The following is a 20,984-nucleotide window of genomic DNA, read 5'->3' on the forward strand; positions in this document are numbered from 1 at the left end:
ATGACTTTTGTGATGGGACCCGCCCTCCTTTTCTGCCCTGCCGACCGTCCCGAACGCTTCCAAAAAGCCGCCGAGCGCGCCGATGCGGTCATCCTGGACCTCGAGGATGCCGTGGCCGCGCCGGACAAGCAGCGGGCACGGGGCGCCATCCTGGCCCAGCTCGGCGGATCCGGGGAAGGGCCGGAGCTGGATCCCAGCCGGACCATCATTAGGATCAACCCGGCTGGCACCGAGGACTTCGAGAAGGACCTGCACTGCCTGGCCCACACCCCCTACCGCACCGTCATGCTTGCCAAGGCGGAGAGCGCCAGCCAGCTCCGGGCCCTGCCGGATTTCCACGTGATTGCCCTGTGTGAGACCGCCGCGGGCGTGGTCCACGCACCCGCCATTGCCGCCGAACCCAACGTGGTGGCCATGATGTGGGGGGCCGAGGACCTGCTTGCTTCCCTTGGCGGCACGTCCAGCAGGAACGACGACGGCAGCTACCGTGCCGTAGCCCTGCACGCCCGCTCGTCGGTGCTCCTGGCCGCCGGCGCAGCCGGCAAACAGGCCGTGGATGCCGTGTACGTGAACATCCCGGACCTTGACGGGCTGGCCGCGGAGGCCCGGGACGCCGTTGCCTCGGGTTTCGGTTCCAAGGCCTGCATCCACCCCAGCCAGGTGGCCGCCGTCCGGGAGGCGTACGCGCCCTCCGAGCGGGACGTCGCCGCGGCACGCGAACTCCTGGAAGCGGCACGCACTGCCGGAACCGGCGTGTTCCAGTACCAGGGCAGGATGATCGACGGGCCCATCCTCCGGCACGCGGAGTCGGTCCTGGCCCGATCCCGCTAGCCGTATCCAGGGACGAAGAGAACCCGGGAAAGGGGCACCGCCGGCTAGGGAATAAATCTCCAGGACCAAGACTTGAGTCAAGTACACTCAAGTTTCTATGGAGGTTGAATGCCTACGTTTTTCGGGCCTGCCGCTTCCGGCAACGGTTCGTTTGAAGAGTTCTTTGCCCGTTACCTTCAGGGCCAGCGGGGTGCCAGGCCGGCACGTACCCGGGATCTCACCCGGCTGCTGAGCCGCCGCACCCACGAGGTGCTGGCCCTCGCCGCCCGGTTCGCCACTGACCACGGTCACAGCGACGTCGACGCGTTGCACATTCTTCGCGTCATGGTGCAGACCGAACCCGCCGCCGGGTACCTGCGGCGCGCCGGCGCCGATCCCGCCACAGTCGCCCAGGCAGCGGAAGAACGGCTGCCCGAAACGTCGAGTGCGGCAGTGGACGGAGCACCGGCCCTGACGCCGTCGGCCCAGCGGGCCCTGCTTGACGCCCACCAGGTTGCCCGTGCCTTCGGCTCGACCTACATCGATCCCGAGCACCTGTTCGTTGCCCTGGTGCTCAACCAGGAAGCGCCGACAGGCCAGATCCTCATGGCCTCGGGCGTGACGCCCGAGTCCTTCCAGTCGGGGGCCAATGAGGCAGAACCTGACGGCGGATTCGCAAGCGGACCCAATTCGCCGGCTGCCGCCCAACAGGCCGCAGGGCCCGCTCCTGCGACGCCCACCCTTGACACCTACGGCACGGACCTGACCGCGCGTGCCCGCGAAGGCGGACTGGATCCGGTGATCGGACGCTCGGAGGAAACCGAACAGGCCATCGAGATCCTCGCCCGCCGGACCAAGAACAACCCTGTCCTGATCGGGGAGGCCGGCGTGGGCAAGACAGCCATTGTTGAGGGGCTGGCGCAGGCAATTGCCGCGGGCGCGGTTCCCGAGCAGCTTCGTGACAAGCGCGTCATTGCACTGGACCTGCCTGCCATGCTCGCCGGGACCCGGTACCGGGGCGACTTTGAAGAGCGTCTCACCAAGGCGATGGACGAGATCAGCGGCCAAGCGGGAAGCATCATCCTGTTCATCGACGAACTGCACACCGTGATGGGTGCCGGCGGGGCAGGCGAGGGCGGCATGGATGCGGGCAACATCCTGAAGCCCCGCCTAGCACGCGGCGAACTCCATCTCGTGGGGGCCACGACGCTGAACGAGTACCGCAAGGTGGAAAAGGACCCTGCCCTCGAACGGCGGTTCCAGCCCGTCCACGTCAGTGAACCGCACATCGAGGATGCCATCCAGATCCTGGCTGGGCTGAAGGACCGGTACGAGGAACACCACGGCGTGCAATACACCGACGCTGCCATCCGCGCCGCGGTCGAACTGTCCGCACGCTACGTGACGGACCGCTTCCTGCCGGACAAGGCCATTGACCTCATTGACCAGGCGGGAGCACGGCTCAGCCTGCAGCGCGGCACGGGTCAGCTGGATGCCCTGCGTGAGCGTCTCTCCGCCCTGAAGGAATTAAAGAATGCCTCCGTCGCTGACGAACGCTTTGAGGAGGCGTCCCGGCTGCGGGACGAGATCGTATCCCTGAAGGAGAAGATCGACTCCGGAGCGGCGCCCGCTGCCGCCCCTGCGGTTGTCGACGAAGCGGGCATTGCCGAGATTATTTCCCGGGCCACCGGCATTCCGGCAAGCCGGATTACCGAGGGTGACCGGGAGCGGCTGGCAAAGCTGGAAGAGGAACTGCATGAGCGGGTCGTCGGGCAGGACGACGCAGTGACGGCCATTGCCAAGTCTGTCCGCCGCAACCGCACCGGAATGGGCGCGGAGGGCAGGCCGATCGGCAGCTTCCTGTTCCTCGGGCCCACCGGCGTCGGTAAAACCGAACTGGCCAAGGCGCTGGCCCGGTCCCTCTTCGGCAATGAGAACGCCCTGGTGCGCTTCGACATGAGCGAGTTCGGCGAACGGCACACCGTCAGTCGCCTGGTCGGTGCCCCTCCCGGATACGTCGGGTACGGCGAGGCCGGCCAGTTGACCGAGCGGGTGCGGCGGAATCCGTACTCCATTGTGCTGCTGGACGAGATCGAGAAGGCCCACCCGGATGTGTTCAACCTCCTGCTCCAAGTCCTGGATGATGGGCGTTTGACCGACGGGCAGGGACGGACAGTTGACTTCCGGAACACCGTGATCATCATGACGTCGAATCTGGGGTCCGAGTTCCTCGCCAGCAGGACGGGCCCGGCGGGGTTCGCCATCCAGGCCAGTGAGGGGGACGCCGGTTCGGACCGGGCTCTGCGCGGACGCGTGATGGCCCGGCTTCGTGAATCGATGCGGCCGGAATTCCTCAACCGCCTCGACGAGATCGTCCTGTTCCGCAAGCTCGACCAGGCGCAGCTGCGCCAGATCGTCCGGCTCATGCTGGACGGCACGGAAGGCCGCCTGCAGGCGCAGGGGATCGGCTTTTCCGTGACCGGGGAGGCCGTCGACTGGATTGCCGCGCGGGGCTACGAACCGGAATACGGTGCGCGTGCGATGCGGCGGGTGATCCAGCGCGAGGTGGACGACCGCATCGCCGACCTGCTGGTGGCGTCCGAGGTGCAGCCGGGCGGAAGCGTCACAGTTTCCGTCGAGGGCGCGGAGATCAGCGTCAGCGCGGGCAGCCGGGTGCTTCCCCTCGCTGCGTAGACATCAGACGGAACTGGCGGGGCGGGTGCGGAGCGACGCACCCGCCCCGCCTGCCGCTTCCCTGCTACCTGCCGGCACGCAGGGAAATGGGCGGGATCGCCTCATAGAGCGGCGTCCGGATCCAGCGCTGGCCGGTCTCCCGGAACTCCGCGCGGGTGGCGAAACGGTACAGGTAGGTGCGGGCGCGCACCCACCGGGGGCGCTCGCCGTCGAACGGGTCGTGGCGCAACAGCCGCAGCATCGCTGCGTCCGCCTCCAGCAGCTTGCCCAGGAAAGCGTAGAACCATTCCTCGTGGACCGTGCGCAGGGGCAGGAACCACATGAGCCAGTCCAGCCGCAGGTGGTACGGGGCCCACTGGCGGGGCAGCCTGCGCACGTCGCCCGGCTTCCCCTTGAACCCGTACTCGCGCCAGTCGGCCGCCTCGTCCGGCTCATCGTCCAGCGTGCCCTCCACTGCCACCTCGATGCGCTGCTTCGTCACCGTGCCGAACGCGCCGTAGGTGTTCACCAGCTGCCAGCGGTTGAAGCTGGCGTTCATCAACTGGTACTGGGAGAACAGGTTCTTGATGGGCCAGTAGCTGAGGACCACCAGGAGCAGGGACGCGGCCAGCGTGATGACGAGCCACAACAGCGGAGTCTCCCCGGTGGTGTGCCACTCGAGCGGAATGAACGGGAGCACGGCGTGCGCCACGGGATCGCTGACTCCGGCGAAGGCCAGCACAATCGCAATCCAGTTCAGCCAGGCGAAATTGCCGCTGGCCACCAGCCACAGCTGGGTGAAGATGATGATGCCTGCCGCGATGCTGCCCAGCGGCTGCGGCGCGAAGAGGAAGAACGGAACCACCAGCTGGGCGAAGTGGTTGCCCACCACCTCCAGCCGGTGGAAGGGCTTGGGCAGCAGATGCGCCTGCCGGCTGAGGGGGCCCGGCATCGGCTGGGTTTCGTGGTGGTAGTACAGGGCGGTGAGGTCGCGCCATTCCCGGCCGCCGCGGATCTTGATCATGCCGGCGCCGAATTCCAGCCGGAACACCAGCCAGGCCACGAGGATCAGGACGGTCCGGGGTGGGTCGGTCTGGTCGGACCCCAGGAAGGCCACCGTGAAGCCCGCCTCCAGGAGCAGCATCTCCCAGCCGAACCCGTAGAACGTCTGCCCCACGTTGACCACCGACATGTACAGCAGCCACAGCGCCAGGAACGCGATCAGCGGCACCCAGGGCGGGCCCAGCTGCGGGATGCCCAGGACCAGGACAGCCGAAATGACCAGGCCCACCGCACAAACTGTCCGGAACAGCCGGTCCGAGTAGCGCCAGCGGAACAGCGTGGGCCTGCGCATCCGGGTGAAGGCCTTCAGGTAGTCCGGAACAGGAAGCAGGCCGCGCTCGCCGAGAAGGGCGGGAAACTGGTTAAGGGAGGACAGGAACGCGACGAAGTAGAGTGCGGCCACACCGCGCTGCAGCACCTGCCGGGCGAATTCATAGTCCGGCGCATCGAACCACGCTGCCCAGTCCACGGGCACCACGTTACCCCGGCGGGCAAGCGCGTCAAGGTGCGGCCGGCCGCATGTGTGACACGGCTCCCGCCCGTCCGGCGGCCGCCAGCAGTGCGGGATACTTAAGCAATGCAGACTTCGGGCCCCGACCTACCCATGACAGGCCAGCCGCGCAGGATCGCCATCCTCGGATCCACCGGTTCCATCGGCACCCAGGCGATTGACGTCGTCGACGGCGCCCCGCACCTTTTCGACGTGGTGGCACTGAGCGCGGGAGGCGGCAACCTCGAACTGCTCGCCCGGCAAGCCGTGCACACCCGGGCCGCCGCCGTCGGTATTGCCGAAGGTGATCCCGGGCTCCTGCGGGACCTGATCAATGATGCAGCCGGCGCGGCAGGGATCGGGCAGTATCGGCCCGAGATCGTCGCCGGCCCTGACGCCTCCGCGAGGATCGCTGCAGTGGAGGCGGACGTGGTGCTCAACGGCATCACCGGTTCGATCGGGCTGGCCCCAACCCTCGCCGCGCTGGAGTCCGGCGCCACCCTGGCGCTCGCGAACAAGGAATCCCTGATCGTGGGCGGGTCGCTGGTCAAGGCCGCTGCCGCGGAGGGACAGATCGTCCCGGTCGACTCCGAGCATTCCGCCATCGCCCAGTGCCTGCGCTCCGGGACCGCCGCAGAGGTGGACAAGCTCATCCTGACCGCCTCGGGCGGGCCGTTCCGCGGGCGCACCCGCGAAGAGCTTTTCGCCGTGACCCCCGAGGAAGCCCTGGCCCACCCCACCTGGGACATGGGCCTGATGGTCACCACCAATTCAGCCAGCCTCGTGAACAAGGGCCTGGAAGTCATCGAGGCGCACCTGCTGTTCGACATCCCCCTGGACCGGATCGACGTGGTGGTCCATCCCCAGTCCGTGATCCACTCCATGGTCCAGTTCGTGGACGGTTCCACCATCGCCCAGGCCTCGCCGCCGGACATGCGCCTGCCGATAGCCCTGGGCCTGGGCTGGCCGGACCGGGTGCCCAACGCCGCCGCGCCCTGCGACTGGAGCCAGGCCACCAGCTGGACGTTCGAGCCGCTCGACGCCGAAGCCTTTCCCGCCGTCCGGCTTGCCAAGGACGCTGCCCGGCAGGGAAGCACGTACCCCGCCGTGTTCAACGCCGCCAACGAGGAAGCCGTCATGGCCTTCCACGCGGGCCGGATCCGGTTCACGGACATCGTGGACACCATCGACGCCGTCCTCAGCGAACATTCGGGTTCCTCCGGGCTGACGGTCGGATCCGTGCTTGATGCTGAGAAGTGGGCACGTGCGCGCACGCACGAACGTTTAGCAGTGAGCAGTCTCTAGGAAGCAGCAGATCTTTAGCATGAGTCCCGTCATCCTCTTCATCCTTGGTGTCGTCTTTGTGGCCATCGGCATCGCAGCATCGATTGCGCTGCACGAGGTGGGCCACCTGCTGCCCGCCAAGCTGTTCAAGGTGCGCGTCACCAAGTACATGATCGGCTTCGGCCCCACCATCTGGTCGACCAAAAAGGGTGAGACCGAGTACGGCTTCAAGGCCCTGCCGCTGGGCGGCTACGTGTCGATGATCGGCATGTACCCGCCCAACAAGGACGACGGTTCCGTCCGCCCGTCCAGCACCGGGATGTTCCAGACCATGGCCAGCGAGGCCCGCTCCCTGGCCCATGAGGACGTGGGTCCCGGCGACGAGAACCGCGTGTTCTACCGGCTCCCGGTCTGGAAGAAGATCATCATCATGCTCGGCGGGCCCGCGATGAACCTGCTGCTTGGCCTCATTCTCACGGCGGTGCTGCTCATGGGCTTCGGGATCTCCGAGCCCACCACCACCATCGCCGACGTCTCCAAGTGCCAGGTCAAGGCGGGGGAGACCGTTGACCCGGATTCAGCAGACTGCAAGCCCACCCCGGCCGCTGCCGCCCAACTCAAGCCCAATGACGTCATCACCTCCTTTGACGGAAAAACCGTGACCAGTTGGGAGCAGCTGACAGGCTGGATCCGCGCCTCCGCCGGCAAGGAAGTGTCCATCACCGTGGAGCGCGACGGCTCGCCGGTGACCAGCACCGTCACGCCGGTCCTGTCCGCACGCCCGGTCGTCGGTGCGGACGGACGGCAGGCAAGGGACGAAGCCGGACAGCTCCTGTACCAGGACGTCGGCTTCCTCGGCATCGGTGCGCAGACCGCCCTGGTTCCCCAACCGGCGTCGTCCGTCCTGCCCATGGCAGGGGAGAACATCAGGCAGGTCGCGGGCGTCGTGCTTAACCTGCCGGCCCGGGTTGCCGGCGTTGCCCAGGCGGCGTTCAGTGAAGAACCCCGCGACCCCAACGGCCCCATCAGCGTGGTGGGCGTCGGCCGCGTCGCCGGCGAGGTGGCCGCCATGGAGGAAGTGCCGGCCCAGGCCCGGCTGGCCGCCTTGGTGGGACTCCTCGCCGGGCTGAACTTTGCCCTGGCAGTGTTCAACCTGATCCCGCTGCTCCCGCTCGACGGCGGCCATGTCGCCGGCGCACTCTACGAGGCGGTGCGGCGACGGGTCGCCAAGCTGCTGGGCAAGCCCGACCCGGGCGCATTTGATATCGCGAAGCTGCTGCCCGTGACCTACGTGGTAGCCGCGCTGCTGATGGGCATGGGTGCCCTGCTGATCTATGCGGATATCGTCAAACCGGTTAATCTCTTCGGCTAACGGACCGTTAGCCAAAATCGGCTGATTCACAAAAATCAGCTTCAAATGATTGATTCGCAAATATAAGCCGGATACGGTTTCGGCATGTACGTTCTGACTATTGACCAGCGGGGCAGCACGAATGACGTGGACCGCGTACCCGAATTCCTCGGGGACCTCGGCGCGTATCCCGATGTTCGCTTTGAACGCTCGGTCGGCGACGAGGTGCAGGGGGTCCTGCAGGACCCTGCCTTGGTCGTCGACATCGCCCTCCGCGCCCTGCGAAGCGGGCGCTGGTACGTGGGAATCGGCGTCGGGCCCGGAACCTTGGCGCCGGACGCCAGCCCCCGCGAAGGATCCGGGGCCGCCTTCGTTGCTGCACGCCACGCGGTGGAGCGGGCCAAGTCAGCCGCGGGCCAGGTGCCCGTGGCCGTAATCGCGGGGAGCCGGGAGCGCGAGTCCGCCGCGGCATGCGCCAACGCGGAGGCAGTGCTGCGGCTGGTCGGTAGGCTGGTGCAGGACCGGACCGAGGCCCAGTGGCGCGTGGTGGATGCCCTCCGCGCGAAGAGCGGGGCAGCAACCGGGCAGGGGACCGGACGCCACGGGCTCCAGAAACTGGTTGCGCAGGAACTGGGAATCAGCGAACAGTCGGTGAGCCGCTCCGTGCTCCGGTCGGGCTGGCAGGAAGAATGGGCGGCAAGGCCCGCGGTGGAAATGCTGCTGGCCACCGCACACCGCCTCACCCTGGAGAGCCCCGGCTGTGAAGACCCGGACCCCGCCGGTAACCGGAACCATCACCAGGATCAGGGCCGCGACGAGAACGTAGGAGAAGCGTGAACGCTGTCTGGATCGCAGCCGCCCTGCTGACGGCCGGATTCGTGGGCTGGCCTGTCACGGCCCTGGTTTTCCGGCTGGCGCGCACCATCGACGACAAGGCGGACGCTGCCGCCGGCGCCGGAAGGGACGCCGCCGACGACCCCTCGGCCGATGTGACGGTGGACCGCCCCGTCGCGGATAATACGTCCGCGGCCGACAGGGGCAATACCGTGAACGGCGACATTACGGTGGAAGCCGGCGCTGCTGCCGCACTGGAATCCGGGGGCGAGGCGCCGGTCACACGGATTCTCCGGGGCGGGGCCATCATCGGCGTGCTCGAGCGGCTGGCAGTCTGCCTTGCCATCCTGGCGGGACAGCCCGTGGCCATCGCCTATGTGGTGGCCATCAAGGGCCTGGGCCGGTTCGCGGAACTCAAGGAGACGCCTGTGGCTGCCGAGCGGTTCATCATCGGCACCCTGGCCTCCATGCTGTGGGCGGCCGGAGTTGCGGCCTTCACGAAGGTCGTGCTCCTCGGGTAGCCCGGCCGCGGGATAGGGTATCTCTATGACTGTTTTTGCTGTTGAGTACGTATACGACGCCGAGTCCTCCGAAACGCGCGCGGCCAGCCGCCCCGCCCACCGCGAATGGACCGCAGGACTGGCGCAGGATGGCACGCTTCTTGCCAGCGGACCTTACGGCGACGGCGCGGGCGCCCTGCTCATCTTCAAGGCAGTCGACGAAGCTGCCCTCAACGAGGTCCTGCGGCAGGACCCCTTCGCCGCTGCGGGCGTCATTTCCGGCACGCGAACCACCGAATGGGTCCCTGTGACCGGCCTCCTGGCTGAGCACGCCGCCTAGCCAACCCCGCACCACGATTTTCGATTTCAAGGAGTCCATGTGACCTCGGTCAGCCTGGGAATGCCGTCCGCACCGCCGCCCGTTCTTGCTCCGCGCCGCAAGACACGCCAGATCAAAGTGGGCTCCGTCGGCGTCGGTTCCGATTTCCCCATCAGCGTGCAGTCGATGACCACCACGCCCACCACGGACATCAACGCCACGCTGCAGCAGATTGCCGAGCTGACCGCTTCCGGCTGCGACATCGTCCGAGTGGCCTGCCCCTCGGCCGATGACGCCGAGGCGCTTCCCATCATCGCCCGGAAGTCGCAGATCCCGGTCATCGCGGACATCCACTTCCAGCCGAAGTACGTCTTCGCGGCCATCGAGGCCGGCTGCGCGGCGGTGCGCGTGAACCCGGGCAACATCCGCAAGTTCGACGACCAGGTCAAGGAAATCGCCCAGGCGGCAAAGGACCACGGCACGTCCATCCGCATCGGCGTCAATGCCGGATCGCTGGAACCGGGCCTCTTGAAGAAGTACGGCAAAGCCACCCCGGAGGCCCTGGTCGAATCTGCGGTCTGGGAAGCCTCGCTGTTCGAGGAACACGGCTTCCACGACTTCAAGATCTCCGTCAAGCACAATGACCCGGTGGTCATGGTGGCGGCCTACGAAATGCTCGCCGAAAAGGGTGACTGGCCGCTGCACCTGGGCGTGACCGAAGCCGGACCGGCCTTCCAGGGAACCATCAAGTCGGCCACGGCCTTCGGTGCCCTGCTCTCGCGCGGCATCGGAGACACCATCCGCGTGTCCCTCTCCGCTCCTCCCGTCGAGGAAATCAAGGTGGGCAACCAGATCCTGCAGTCGCTGAACCTGCGCCCGCGCAAGCTGGAAATCGTCTCCTGCCCGTCCTGCGGCCGTGCCCAGGTGGATGTCTACACCCTCGCCGAGCAGGTCACCGCCGGCCTCGAGGGCATGGAGATCCCGCTGCGCGTGGCCGTCATGGGCTGCGTCGTCAACGGTCCGGGCGAAGCGCGGGAGGCCGACCTCGGCGTCGCCTCCGGCAACGGCAAGGGCCAGATATTTGTGAAGGGCGAGGTCATCAAGACTGTCCCCGAGAGCCAGATTGTTGAGACACTGATCGAAGAGGCCATGCGTATCGCGGAAGAGATGGGGGAGGCCGATGGCGAAGATGCTGTCAAGGGTAGCCCCGTGGTTAGCGTCTCATAAGGACGGCGCCGCCCCGGACGGTGCCGCCGTCCGGGTACTGGGTGTTGCGGACACCCGCCAATTGCGCGACCTGGCCGGGACGGATCCTGTTGCCAACGTGTTCATCCTGGCGCACCTGGAGTCGACGGACTCTGCCGCGCCCACCCCGGGCGGCGCCAGCGTCCTCGGCGTTTTCGACGACGACGCGCTGGTCGGCGCCTGCTGGGCAGGCGCCAACCTGGTCCCTATCCAGCTCGATCCGGAACTGGCCGGCCCGGTGGCTGCTGTAGCCCACCGCTCCGGGCGCCGGTACGCTTCGATCTTCGGACCGGCCGGCACGGTTCTTGCCCTGCACCGCCACCTCGAGGAGCTGGGCCATGTCGCCCATGAGGTCCGGCCCGACCAGCCGCTTATGACCATCACCGGTGCCCCGGCCGTTGAACCGAACTGGGAGCTGGGATTCGGGCAGTACGCAGATTTCGATGCCATCCTTCCCGCCTGTGCGGCAATGTTCGAGGAAGAGGTTGGCTATTCGCCGTACCTCGGCGGGCGCGACTTTTACAGCCGCCGCGTGGCAGGACTGATCCGCCAGGGCCACTCCCTGGTCCACCTCAAGGACGGCGAAGTGGTGTTCAAGGCGGAACTGGGCGCCGTCACCTCCGAGGTCACCCAGGTGCAGGGCGTATGGATGAATCCCAGCCACCGAGGACTCGGGCTCAGCGCCGGGTATATGGCGGCCGTAGTGCTGCTGGCCCAGAAACTGGCGCCGGTCACCAGCCTGTACGTCAACGACTACAACTCCCGGGCGCGGGCAACCTACGAACGTGTTGGCTTCCGGCAGGTGGGCACCTTCGCTACTGTCCTCTTCTAGCCGATGCCGCCGGCGTGCTGTACGGCGGCATCGGGGCACAGCCGGCCCGGGTCAAAAGTGGATTTGAATTCGGTGACGGCTATCACATAGGTTCTATTTAATCGCGTTTTCGGACGCGGGTGGTCTTTCGAGAATTAGCGGCATGACCGGCCGTGGAGCCACGCCACCACAGGGATGACCAGCCGCCAACGGCCAGGGGCTTCTCCTGCGGGGCGTGGCTTTTCTGTTCAGCTCCCACAGGGCCCGGAACCTGTACTGCTGCCCAGCCGGTAGATTAGTACCCAGACAATCAGCACTTCCCCCAAGAAACGGACACCTACCCGTGGTTCTTCGACTCTCCAAGCTTTTCCTGCGCACCCTGCGTGAAGACCCCGCCGATGCCGAGGTGGCCAGCCACCGGCTGCTCGTGCGCGCGGGATACATCCGCCGCGCGGCCCCGGGCATCTACACCTGGCTGCCGCTGGGGCTGAGCGTGCTGCGCAAGGTGGAACAGATCATCCGCGAAGAGATGGCCGCCATCGGCGCCCAGGAAGTCCACTTTCCTGCGCTGCTCCCGAAGGAGCCCTACGAGGCGACCAACCGCTGGACCGAATACGGCGAAGGGCTGTTCCGGCTTCAGGACCGCAAGGGCGGTGACTACCTGCTGGCACCGACGCACGAGGAAATGTTCACCCTGCTGGTCAAGGACCTGTACTCCTCGTACAAGGACCTGCCGCTGAGCATCTACCAGATCCAGAACAAGTACCGCGACGAGGCACGCCCGCGCGCCGGCCTGCTCCGCGGCCGCGAATTCATCATGAAGGATTCGTACTCGTTCGACGTCGACGACGCCGGGCTGGATGCCGCCTACGCCGCCCACCGTGAGGCCTACCTGAAGATCTTCGAACGGCTGGGCCTGGAAGTCATTCCCGTCACGGCCACGGCCGGCGCCATGGGCGGCTCCAAGAGCGAGGAATTCCTGCACCCCACGGAGGTTGGCGAGGACACGTTCGTTCGCTCCGCCGGCGGCTATGCCGCCAACGTCGAAGCCGTGACCACGGTGGCCCCCGCCGAGATCGACTTCACCAACGCCCCGGCCGCGGTGATCCGCGACACCCCGAACACCCCCACGATCGACACGCTCGTGGCGGCATCCAACGAGCTCGCGCCGCGCAGCGAGGCCGACGGCGGCCCCTGGACTGCCGCTGACACGCTCAAGAACGTCGTTCTCGCCGTTACGCTGCCCACCGGTGAGCGCCAGATCGTCGTCCTCGGTGTGCCGGGCGACCGGGGTGTGGACCTCAAGCGCGTCGAGGCCAACATCGGCGCCTACCTTCCGGTCGCCGGCGAAATTGCCGTGGAAGCCGCCGGCGAGGAGGACCTGGCCCGCAACCCGCTCATCGTTCGCGGCTACCTTGGCCCGGGCATGTCCCTGGACGAGCCGCTCCTTGGCCTGGAAGGCGCCGCCAAGCTCCTGTACCTGGTGGATCCGCGCGTCGTCAGCGGCACGGCCTGGATCACCGGCGCCAACATGGCTGGCAAGCATGTCTATGACCTTGTGGCGGGACGCGACTTCACCTGGGACGGGGTCATCGAGTGCACCGAAGTGCGCGCAGGTGACGAAGCCCCGGACGGCTCCGGACCGCTCGAGATCGCACGCGGCATCGAGATGGGCCACATCTTCCAGCTGGGACGCAAGTACGCCGAAGCGCTGGAACTGAAGGTCCTGGACCAGAACGGCAAGCAGGTTGTGGTCACCATGGGTTCCTACGGCGTGGGTGTCACCCGCGCGGTGGCCGCGCTGGCGGAATCCAACCACGACGCCAAGGGCCTCGTCTGGCCCCGCTCCGTGGCTCCGGCGGACGTCCATGTCGTGGCGGTCGGCCGCGGTGACGAAATCTTCGCGGCCGCCGAGCAGCTCGCCCTCGAGCTCGAAGGCGCAGGCCTCGAGGTCATCTACGATGACCGGCCCAAGGTTTCCCCTGGAGTTAAGTTCGGCGACGCCGAGCTTGTCGGTGTGCCCACTATCCTGGCCGTCGGCCGCGGGCTCGCGGACGGCGTCGTCGAAATCAAGGACCGCCGCAGCGGCGAGGCCGAAAACGTGGCCGTGGACAAGGCTGTTGACTACGTGGTCAACGCCGTCCGCAGCAACTGACGCCCGCCCCCAGTGGTTTCGGGGTTTGAGTCAATCCAGCTCGCCACTATCGTCCTGATAGTGGTGGCTGGCTTCTCAGCCGGCTGGGTGGATGCCGTGGTGGGCGGTGGCGGCCTGCTGCAGCTGCCGGCGCTGCTGCTGGTGCCGGGGATCACCCCGGTACAGGCACTGGCCACCAACAAGATGGGCTCCATCTTCGGCACCACCACGAGTGCCGTGACCTATTACGGCCGCGTTCGGCCGGATCTGAGGACTGCCGTGCCGATGGCGGCCATTGCGCTGGCGGGCAGCTTCGGCGGTGCACTGCTGGCCACCCGGCTGCCGGCGGAGGTGTTCAAACCCATCATTGTGGTGGCGCTGGTGGCCGTCGCGCTGTTCACGGCCCTCAAGCCCGACGCCGGACACCTCACCGAGCTCAGGCACGACGGCCGCACCCACTATGTGGTGGCCTGTGCCATCGGCGCCGTCATCGGCTTCTACGACGGCCTGATCGGGCCAGGCACTGGTTCATTCCTGGTGATCGCACTGGTTTCGGCGATGGGATACGCGTTCCTCGAGGCCAGCGCCAAGGCGAAGATCGTCAACATGGCCACGAACGCCGGGGCCCTCATTTTCTTCCTTCCGCACGGGTCGCTGCTGTGGGGCGTGGGCCTGCTGCTCGGCGCAGCGAACATGGCCGGCGGCTACCTCGGCGCACGCACCGCTGTAAAACAGGGGAGCAAATTCGTGCGCGTGGTCTTCCTCGTGGTGGTTTTCGCCCTGATCGTCAAGCTCGCCTTTGACGTCTGGCAGGAAAACTTCGCCTGAGCCAACTCCTCGCGGGCGGGCTATGTCGTCGCGGCCGGGGACGGCGTAGCATGCCTCTATGTCCGCCGGTGCAGAACCGTACAGGGACGCCTTGGCTGCAGCCGTCCGGCACGCTACGCTCTGGCTGGAAAGCCAGCCCACCCGCCGGGTAGGTCCGCGGCAGGCAGCCCGGGAACTCGCCGCAGCGTTCGACGGCGCGCTGCCACAGTCCGGGTCGGCCCCGGCCGACGTGGTGGACTACCTGGCCCGCCACGCCGAACCGGGCCTCATGGCGATGCCCTCCGGGCGCTTCTTCGGGTGGGTCATCGGCGGCACACTTCCTGCCGCCATGGCGGCCGACTGGCTCGTCAGCGCGTGGGACCAGAACTCGGTGCTGCGCTACGCGACGCCCGCGATAGCCGCGATCGAGGATGCCGCCGGTCACTGGCTGCTCCAGCTGCTGCGCCTTCCGGAGGAATCCGACGTCGGCTTTGTCACCGGAGCCACCATGGCCAACTTCACCGGACTGGCGGCCGCCCGGTGGCGGCTCCTGAAAGACGCCGGCTGGGACCTGGAACGCGACGGACTCTTCGGCGCGCCGCGGATCCACTGCCTGGTGGGGGAGGAACGGCACGAGACGGTGGACGTCGCGCTGCGCTACCTCGGAATGGGCAGCCCGACAGTGGTCCCTGCGGACAGCGAGGGGCGCATCGAGGCCGCTGAGCTTGACTGTGAGCTGGACCGGATCGCGCTGGACCATGCTTCGGCATCCGGCGAAAGCTCCCGTCCCGCCCTCGTGCTGGTGTGCCTGCAGGCCGGCAACCTCCACTCCGGAGCCTTCGACCCTTTCGGCGCAGCCATCGCCGTGTCCAAGGCACATGGGGCCTGGGTGCACGTGGACGGCGCCTTCGGACTCTGGGCCGCTGCCGTCCCGGAGCTCGCCGGACTGACCGCGGGCGTCGAAGGGGCGGACTCCTGGGCCACCGACGCGCACAAGAGCCTCAATGTCCCGTACGATTGCGGCGTCGTCGCGGTCCGCGATGTGCAGGCCCTGCGCAGCGCCATGGGGCTGAACGCCAGCTACCTCCTTCAGGACGCTGACGGCGCTGGTGATCCCAGCCAGCGGGTCCCGGAGCTTTCCCGCAGGGCCAGGGGAGTGCCGGTCTGGGCCGCGCTGAAGTCGCTCGGCAGGGACGGCGTGGCCGAACAGATACGCCGCCTCGCCGCGTCTGCCGCCCGGCTCGCCGAGGAGCTCGCCGCCGTCGAGGGGGTGGAGGTCCTCAACGACGTTGGCTATACCCAGATCACGGTCGCCTTCGGGGACGACGCCATGACGCGCCGGGTAGCGGACAGGCTTATCGCCGACGGTAAGGTCTGGATGTCCGGTTCCCGCTGGCACGGCAGGGACGTGGTGCGGATATCCGTGAGCAACTGGAGCACCGACGCCGACGACCTGGCCACGGCTGTGGAGGCGGTCCGGACCGCGTTGGAAGCCGCCCGCTCCGAAAGGTCCTGACCGCGCTAGGCCGGGGATGAATTCAGGGCGTCCCCGCCCGGTTCGGGCAGATCATGGGCGGCCGGAAGCCCGTCCAGTGTCCGCCCCGCGAGCGTGCTGGCCACCCACAGCGAGCGGGCCATGTCTCCGCCATGGCCGGGCCTGGAGGCGTAGTGCAGGGCGTTGTCCACCTCGCGGGCCAGGCTCCACTGGCGGGCCACTTCAGGGTCCAGTCCAGCGGCGACGCTGAAGTCATGGCACCTGGCGAGCAGGCCGGCGGCGGGATCTCTTGCGGGCAGGTCCGGAATCCGGTTCCAGAGTACGGGTGCAACGGCGAATTCCGCCTCGCCCACCATCGGCTGCGGGTCGATGGCGGCAAAGCCGGTGGCTGCAGCACTGCCTCCCTCGTCAAGCCTGGCCAGGATGTTGAGGTAGTGGAAATCAGTGTTGACCAAGACGTCGTCGGAGGAGCGGCGGCCCACGGCACCGCGCGTCTGGCAGACCTCGAGCGCGGCCTCCAGCAGCCACCGGGGGAACGGGCGGCCCAGCTGTTCCCATTCGGCTGGCAGGTCGTCGCTCCACTGTTCCGCCCGGGCGGCCACGTGCACAAATTCCTGCCACTGCGGCCGGCCGTCGGGAACGAGGCACAGCTCCCGCATCAGCCTGCCCCACACCTCAAGGGCAGTTTCCATCGGCTCGGTCCGCAGCGACCTGGCGGCATCCAGGCGCTCAAGGAGCATGGAGCACGTACCGGCGTCGGAGGCAAGCAGCTGCACTGCACCATGGCCATCCCACAGCGCCAGCGCATGGCGCTCCACCAGCGCTTCGTCGTGCGGAAAAGCCACCTTCAATGCAGAGGCCACTCCTGCCGCGCGGACCGGGACCACAACACCGCCGTGCCCGCTCCACGGAAGGGTTCCCGGTTCCAGGTCAAGCTCGAGCTGCCACTGGTCCAGCCGGCCCCGGATCATGTCCGGCAACGACGCCAGCCAGGCCCTGCCGGCACTGCTGCGGGAATAGCGGCGCATCAGGTCCGGCGGAATAGGAACGTCTGCTGGCGGGCTCACATCTCCAGCGTAGTAGAGGGGGCGTCGGAAGGCCGGTAGGGGACAGCTCCTGCCAGAAAGGACCTCTGGCGCCCCTACATGATGCCGGTGGCGCCCAGCAGGTTGCCGATGGTGAAGGTCGCGGCAAGGGCAAGGCCGCCTCCCACCACCACCCGTGCAGCTGCCCGGATTTTTGAGCCGCCGCCAATCCACGCGCCGACGGCACCCGTCACGGCCAGGGCCAGCAGGACCGCTCCAAAGGTCACCGCAACGCGAATGTTTTCGGGAGGCAGCATGATGGCGAGCATCGGCAGCAAGGCCCCCAGTGTGAACGCGATGGCTGACGCAAAGGCGGCATGCCAAGGGCTCACGATGTCCTCTTCGTCAATATTGAGCTCGGCGGAAAGGTGAGCAGCCAGGGCATCGTGCTCGGTGAGTTCCCGTGCCACGTTCCGGGCCGTTTCTTCGCTGAGGCCCTTGCTCCGGTAGATCGCAGCGAGTTCCATCAGCTCCTCTTCCGGTTCCTCGGCAAGTTCCCGCCGTTCCTTCTCGATCATTGCCTTCTGGCTGTCGCTCTGGCTGCTGACGGAGACGTACTCGCCCAGGGCCATCGAGACGGCACCGCCCACCAGGCCGGCTGCACCGGCCGCGAGGATGGGGCCGTGCTCGCTGGTTGCCCCGGCCACGCCCACCACAATTGCCGCGACCGAGACGATCCCGTCGTTGGCTCCGAGGACACCGGCACGCAGCCAGTTCAGGCGGTGCACGATGTCATTGCTGTGGGGCTCATTGGCGTGCTGCCCCTCAGGGGGCAATGCCGGATTGTCCGCTGACTCCATGGCTCCAGCAAACCACTTGGGGGCAGCCTCCTGCCAGTGGAACCTAGGGCGTTGCCGCGCCGTCTCCGGTCGGTTGCGCCGAGGGTGCGTCCGGCTCCGGAAGCTCCGGCAGGAGCGAGGTGTCCAGCACAATGCCGGGCACGGGGCCGGGATCGGATCCCCAGCGCATGGTCCGCTGGGCGGCTGCGACCAGCGAGGAGACGGCCCACTTCCGCGTCTCCCCGTCGCTCAGGGCCACAAGGTCGCCGTAGACCGGGAGCGTTCCGGCTTCCAGGCTGGCCAAGCCAGCGGCAGGCTTCTGCAGGAACGAGGTGTCCAGGGTGTAGCCCGGTTCGCGGGGAGGAACGGAGACGCAGTGAACGCGCGTGTACGCCTCGGCCTGGCCCACCACGGCCTCGTGCTTGGCCAACAGTCCGGCGGCCTGTTCCGCGGCGGCCCCCTCCAGGCGGGTCAGTGCCACCTGGTAGCCATAGACCGTTTCCACCTCTGTCCGGACTGCCCGGACAAGGGCGGCAGCCAGCGTGGCAGTGTCGGCGGGACCGGTTGTTTGGCCGGACTGGTCACTGCCACTGGATTGGCCACTGCTGCTTGATGGGTCACTGTTGTTTGATTGATCACTGCTGCTTGATTGGGCGCCATCCTGCGACGGGGCACCGCTGCCCGAGGGGCTGGTGACCGAACAGGCGGTGGCGGCGTTGCGCTGTGTCGCCGACGGCGCCGGGAGCGCCGGTGGCGGCGTTCCCGCAGCCTGCGCCAGGGTCGTCGCCTGAAGCAGTTGGGCGGTCCCCACCGCCGTAAGCAGGCGGGCCATCCCGCCGTCGGCCTTCTCGGCGTGGAGGAGGCGTTCCTTGCCGCTCTTGGACAGCGCAGTGACCAGCGCCGGCAGTGTTGCCGTGCCCGAGGGCGCTGGTGCCGATGTTGCCCCGGCGGACGCGCTGGCGGTTCCGGGCGCCCCGGCGGACGGGCCGTCGGTTCCGGACGCGCCGGCCGCTGAACTGGCGCCGGGCGCCGAACCTGTCCCAACCGCAGGGCTGGAGGTGTCGCCGCCCGGCAGAAGGAGCGCCCTTGCCTGCGTAGTCAGCAAAGTCACAGCGTGCGAAAACAGCTGGCGCCGGGCACCGGACGATCCGTTCGCGAGCTGCTGGCTGGCAGCCCTCAAATCCAGGGTTTCGGCGAGGGCAGCGGTGCGTGCCTGCTCGGAGAACGAAGGGGCTGCAGGTGCCGGTGATTCCCGCGGAATCAGCGCAAAACCGAGACTCAGCACCAGGAACGCGGCGAGTGCCAGCAGGGCATACCGGAGATAATTGCCCGGCCTTCTTTTTCGCCCGCTGTCGTCATTCACAACAGACCATGTTGTCACGGCCGGGAGGAAGTCCGTGCACCAAGGCGCCCGGAAAATCGCTACGCTAGTAGTCACAACATCATCTATCGGGAGGCGGCCGGCATCGTGAGTAATGCAGAAGCCACGACTTCATCAGACCGGACCGGCGCGGGAAAGGCTGAAGCCGCGGCTGTCCACAATCCCGAGGCTGAACGCCTTCGGTCGCTACTGGAGCCCGCGGTCCAGTCCCACCGCCTCTACCTGGAGGATGTTGCCATCCAGATTGCAGGTTCCAACCGGATAGTCCACGTAGTGGTGGATCTGCCGCAGGAAGAAACGGGCGGCGTGAGCCTTGACGTCATTGCGGATATCTCCAAGGAACTTTCCGACATCCTGGACAACGACCCCGGAACAGACAGCCGGCCCTATGACCTTGAGGTCTCATCGCCCGGCGTGGGGCGCCCGCTGACCGAGCCCCGGCACTGGCACCGCGCCCGTGGCCGCATGGTCACCGTGAACGTGATCCAGGATGAGAATGTCACGGGCAGGATCAGTTCCGTCGACGACGCCGGCGTGACCATCGTCCCCGAAATCGCCGTGAAAAAGGGTATGAAGCCCAGGCAGGGCGACCCCGTAAAACTTCCTTTCGACAAGATCCGCAGCGGAAAAGTCGAAATTGAGTTCAGCCGCCTCGACGAGGCCGGTCTGGAAACTGAGCACAATGGACCTTCTGAGGAGGCCTGATGGATATTGATATGAGCGCGCTGAGACTCCTGGAGCGTGAGCGCGAAATCCCGCTGGATCTCCTCATCCCCACAATCGAGCAGGCACTGCTCGTTGCCTACCACAAGTCGCCGGGCGCCTTTGAGAAGGCCAGGGCGGAGCTGGACCGCAAGAGCGGCCATGTGACCATCTGGGCCACCGAGATTGACGACGACGGCGCACCGATCGGCGAGTTCGAACACACGCCGGCCGGGTTCGGCCGCATCGCCGCCAGCACCGCGCGCCAGATCATCCTGCAGCGGCTGCGCGACGTTGAGGATGACAACGTCCTGGGCGAGTTCAAGGGGCGCGAGGGTGAGCTTGTTGCCGGTTTGATCCAGCAGGGCAACAACCCGCACATGATCCAGGTCAACCTCGGCACCGTGGAGGCCCTGCTTCCGCCGCCGGAACAGGTGCCGGGGGAGAAGTACATTCACGGGAACCGGCTCCGCGCGTACGTGATCGACGTGCACCGCGGTACCAAGGGCCCGTCCATCACCCTGTCCCGTTCGCACCCGGGCCTGGTTCGGAAGCTTTTCGAACTGGAGGTCCCCGAGATCGCCGACCGCTCCGTGGAGATTGTCGCCCTGGCCCGCGAGGCCGGGCACCGCACCAAGATTGCGGTCAAGGCGAACACCCCGGGCATCAACGCCAAGGGCGCGTGCATCGGCGAAATGGGCTCGCGCGTGCGGGCGGTCATGACCGAACTGAACGATGAGAAGATCGACATCGTTGACTTCAGCGAGGATCCGGCAACGTTCATCGCCAGTGCATTGTCGCCGTCGCGCGTGAATTCCGTCACCATCACCGACGAGGCAACCCGTTCGGCCCGCGTTGTGGTTCCGGACTACCAGCTCTCACTCGCCATCGGCAAGGAAGGCCAGAACGCCCGGCTTGCCGCCAAGCTGACGGGCTGGCGCATCGATATCGTCTCCGACGCCGCCGCTCCCCGCGGCTAGGAGGCGTGGCCGGACGGCCGAAAAACCATCCGGCACAGCACCTGATGCCGACCGGACTGTCCGCTCCTGTGGCGGGCAGTTCCGGTTTCCGGTTTCGGGTATAAGGCCCGTGAGGGGCTAGAATAGAACTTGGCCGCGCCTAGCGGCCGGCATCAGCGTGTTCGGGCGCCGGGTCTTGCCGAAAGGTAGAGGCAGGCGACCGGGCAGGCAGATAGGTACAGGCAGGAAGATACTCGGAAGTG

At 67.2% G+C, this 20,984-nt stretch carries 18 protein-coding genes; 14 read left to right on the top strand and 4 right to left on the bottom strand.

Annotated elements, in window-relative coordinates:
* The gene (locus ACFTR6_RS06570; RefSeq protein WP_076798174.1) at positions 1-831 is read left to right on the top strand and encodes a CoA ester lyase; all 831 of its coding nucleotides are present in this window, start codon (positions 1-3) and stop codon (positions 829-831) included.
* 108 nt (positions 832-939) lie between these two features.
* A complete protein-coding gene (locus ACFTR6_RS06575; RefSeq protein WP_377957306.1) occupies positions 940-3,504 on the top strand; it encodes an ATP-dependent Clp protease ATP-binding subunit in 2,565 nt (854 codons plus the stop codon).
* Between the two features lie 64 nt (positions 3,505-3,568).
* Here ACFTR6_RS06575 and ACFTR6_RS06580 read toward each other — a convergent pair whose 3' ends face one another.
* Positions 3,569-5,014, bottom strand: a complete 1,446-nt coding sequence (locus tag ACFTR6_RS06580; protein ID WP_377957307.1) for a lipase maturation factor family protein — start codon at positions 5,012-5,014, stop codon at positions 3,569-3,571.
* Between the two features lie 135 nt (positions 5,015-5,149).
* Here ACFTR6_RS06580 and dxr point away from each other — a divergent pair, with 135 nt between their 5' ends.
* The 10 genes from dxr to ACFTR6_RS06630 all read left to right on the top strand — a co-directional run bounded on the left by dxr (position 5,150) and on the right by ACFTR6_RS06630 (position 15,836).
* Positions 5,150-6,340 (top strand): 1-deoxy-D-xylulose-5-phosphate reductoisomerase, encoded by a 1,191-nt coding sequence (dxr, locus tag ACFTR6_RS06585; protein ID WP_377957332.1) that lies wholly within the window; start codon positions 5,150-5,152, stop codon positions 6,338-6,340.
* A gap of 19 nt (positions 6,341-6,359) precedes the next feature.
* On the top strand, positions 6,360-7,691 hold the full coding sequence (locus ACFTR6_RS06590; protein WP_377957308.1) for a M50 family metallopeptidase: 1,332 nt from the start codon (positions 6,360-6,362) through the stop codon (positions 7,689-7,691).
* An 84-nt stretch (positions 7,692-7,775) separates the two neighbouring features.
* Entirely contained in the window at positions 7,776-8,507 is a 732-nt protein-coding gene (locus ACFTR6_RS06595) for a MarR family transcriptional regulator (RefSeq protein ID WP_377957309.1), read from the top strand.
* Positions 8,504-9,025, top strand: coding sequence for a hypothetical protein (locus tag ACFTR6_RS06600; RefSeq protein WP_377957310.1), 522 nt, complete (start codon positions 8,504-8,506; stop codon positions 9,023-9,025). Before ACFTR6_RS06595 ends, ACFTR6_RS06600 begins: the two co-directional genes overlap by 4 nt.
* Positions 9,026-9,050: 25 nt before the next feature.
* On the top strand, positions 9,051-9,344 hold the full coding sequence (locus tag ACFTR6_RS06605; protein ID WP_377957311.1) for a YciI family protein: 294 nt from the start codon (positions 9,051-9,053) through the stop codon (positions 9,342-9,344).
* A gap of 39 nt (positions 9,345-9,383) precedes the next feature.
* On the top strand, positions 9,384-10,550 hold the full coding sequence (ispG, locus tag ACFTR6_RS06610) for a flavodoxin-dependent (E)-4-hydroxy-3-methylbut-2-enyl-diphosphate synthase (protein ID WP_076798168.1): 1,167 nt from the start codon (positions 9,384-9,386) through the stop codon (positions 10,548-10,550).
* Entirely contained in the window at positions 10,513-11,400 is an 888-nt protein-coding gene (locus tag ACFTR6_RS06615; RefSeq protein WP_076798167.1) for a GNAT family N-acetyltransferase, read from the top strand. The genes ispG and ACFTR6_RS06615 overlap by 38 nt, the downstream gene beginning before the upstream one ends.
* A 322-nt stretch (positions 11,401-11,722) precedes the next feature.
* Positions 11,723-13,534, top strand: a complete 1,812-nt coding sequence (locus ACFTR6_RS06620) for a proline--tRNA ligase (protein WP_377957312.1) — start codon at positions 11,723-11,725, stop codon at positions 13,532-13,534.
* 12 nt (positions 13,535-13,546) lie between these two features.
* Positions 13,547-14,341, top strand: a complete 795-nt coding sequence (locus ACFTR6_RS06625) for a TSUP family transporter (protein ID WP_076798165.1) — start codon at positions 13,547-13,549, stop codon at positions 14,339-14,341.
* Between the two features lie 58 nt (positions 14,342-14,399).
* Positions 14,400-15,836 (top strand): pyridoxal phosphate-dependent decarboxylase family protein, encoded by a 1,437-nt coding sequence (locus ACFTR6_RS06630; protein WP_377957313.1) that lies wholly within the window; start codon positions 14,400-14,402, stop codon positions 15,834-15,836.
* 5 nt (positions 15,837-15,841) lie between these two features.
* Here ACFTR6_RS06630 and ACFTR6_RS06635 read toward each other — a convergent pair whose 3' ends face one another.
* From ACFTR6_RS06635 to ACFTR6_RS06645, 3 genes are all read right to left on the bottom strand, one after another.
* Entirely contained in the window at positions 15,842-16,882 is a 1,041-nt protein-coding gene (locus tag ACFTR6_RS06635) for an aminoglycoside phosphotransferase family protein (protein WP_377957314.1), read from the bottom strand.
* A gap of 74 nt (positions 16,883-16,956) precedes the next feature.
* Positions 16,957-17,700 carry a VIT family protein gene (locus ACFTR6_RS06640; RefSeq protein WP_087873553.1) on the bottom strand — a complete coding sequence of 248 codons (744 nt, stop codon included), beginning with the start codon at positions 17,698-17,700 and terminating at the stop codon, positions 16,957-16,959.
* 43 nt (positions 17,701-17,743) lie between these two features.
* On the bottom strand, positions 17,744-19,042 hold the full coding sequence (locus tag ACFTR6_RS06645; RefSeq protein WP_377957315.1) for a DUF4439 domain-containing protein: 1,299 nt from the start codon (positions 19,040-19,042) through the stop codon (positions 17,744-17,746).
* A gap of 105 nt (positions 19,043-19,147) precedes the next feature.
* Between ACFTR6_RS06645 and rimP the strand changes: the two genes are divergently transcribed.
* The gene (rimP, locus tag ACFTR6_RS06650; RefSeq protein ID WP_076798161.1) at positions 19,148-19,765 is read left to right on the top strand and encodes a ribosome maturation factor RimP; all 618 of its coding nucleotides are present in this window, start codon (positions 19,148-19,150) and stop codon (positions 19,763-19,765) included.
* Positions 19,765-20,742: a transcription termination factor NusA gene (gene nusA, locus ACFTR6_RS06655; protein WP_076798160.1), complete on the top strand. Its 978-nt coding sequence runs from the start codon at positions 19,765-19,767 to the stop codon at positions 20,740-20,742. Before rimP ends, nusA begins: the two co-directional genes overlap by 1 nt.
* Positions 20,743-20,984 lie beyond the last annotated feature (242 nt).

Source organism: Arthrobacter sp. NPDC057009 (genome assembly GCF_042673905.1).
GTDB lineage: Bacteria > Actinomycetota > Actinomycetes > Actinomycetales > Micrococcaceae > Arthrobacter.

Coding starts and splice junctions, on each gene's coding strand:
- ACFTR6_RS06570 (WP_076798174.1), top strand. CDS start 1: ATGACTTTTGTGATGGGACCCGCCCTCCTTTTCTGCCCTGCCGACCGT.
- ACFTR6_RS06575 (WP_377957306.1), top strand. CDS start 940: ATGCCTACGTTTTTCGGGCCTGCCGCTTCCGGCAACGGTTCGTTTGAA.
- dxr (WP_377957332.1), top strand. CDS start 5,150: ATGACAGGCCAGCCGCGCAGGATCGCCATCCTCGGATCCACCGGTTCC.
- ACFTR6_RS06590 (WP_377957308.1), top strand. CDS start 6,360: ATGAGTCCCGTCATCCTCTTCATCCTTGGTGTCGTCTTTGTGGCCATC.
- ACFTR6_RS06595 (WP_377957309.1), top strand. CDS start 7,776: ATGTACGTTCTGACTATTGACCAGCGGGGCAGCACGAATGACGTGGAC.
- ACFTR6_RS06605 (WP_377957311.1), top strand. CDS start 9,051: ATGACTGTTTTTGCTGTTGAGTACGTATACGACGCCGAGTCCTCCGAA.
- ACFTR6_RS06615 (WP_076798167.1), top strand. CDS start 10,513: ATGCTGTCAAGGGTAGCCCCGTGGTTAGCGTCTCATAAGGACGGCGCC.
- ACFTR6_RS06630 (WP_377957313.1), top strand. CDS start 14,400: ATGTCCGCCGGTGCAGAACCGTACAGGGACGCCTTGGCTGCAGCCGTC.
- ACFTR6_RS06640 (WP_087873553.1), bottom strand. CDS start 17,700: ATGGAGTCAGCGGACAATCCGGCATTGCCCCCTGAGGGGCAGCACGCC.
- nusA (WP_076798160.1), top strand. CDS start 19,765: ATGGATATTGATATGAGCGCGCTGAGACTCCTGGAGCGTGAGCGCGAA.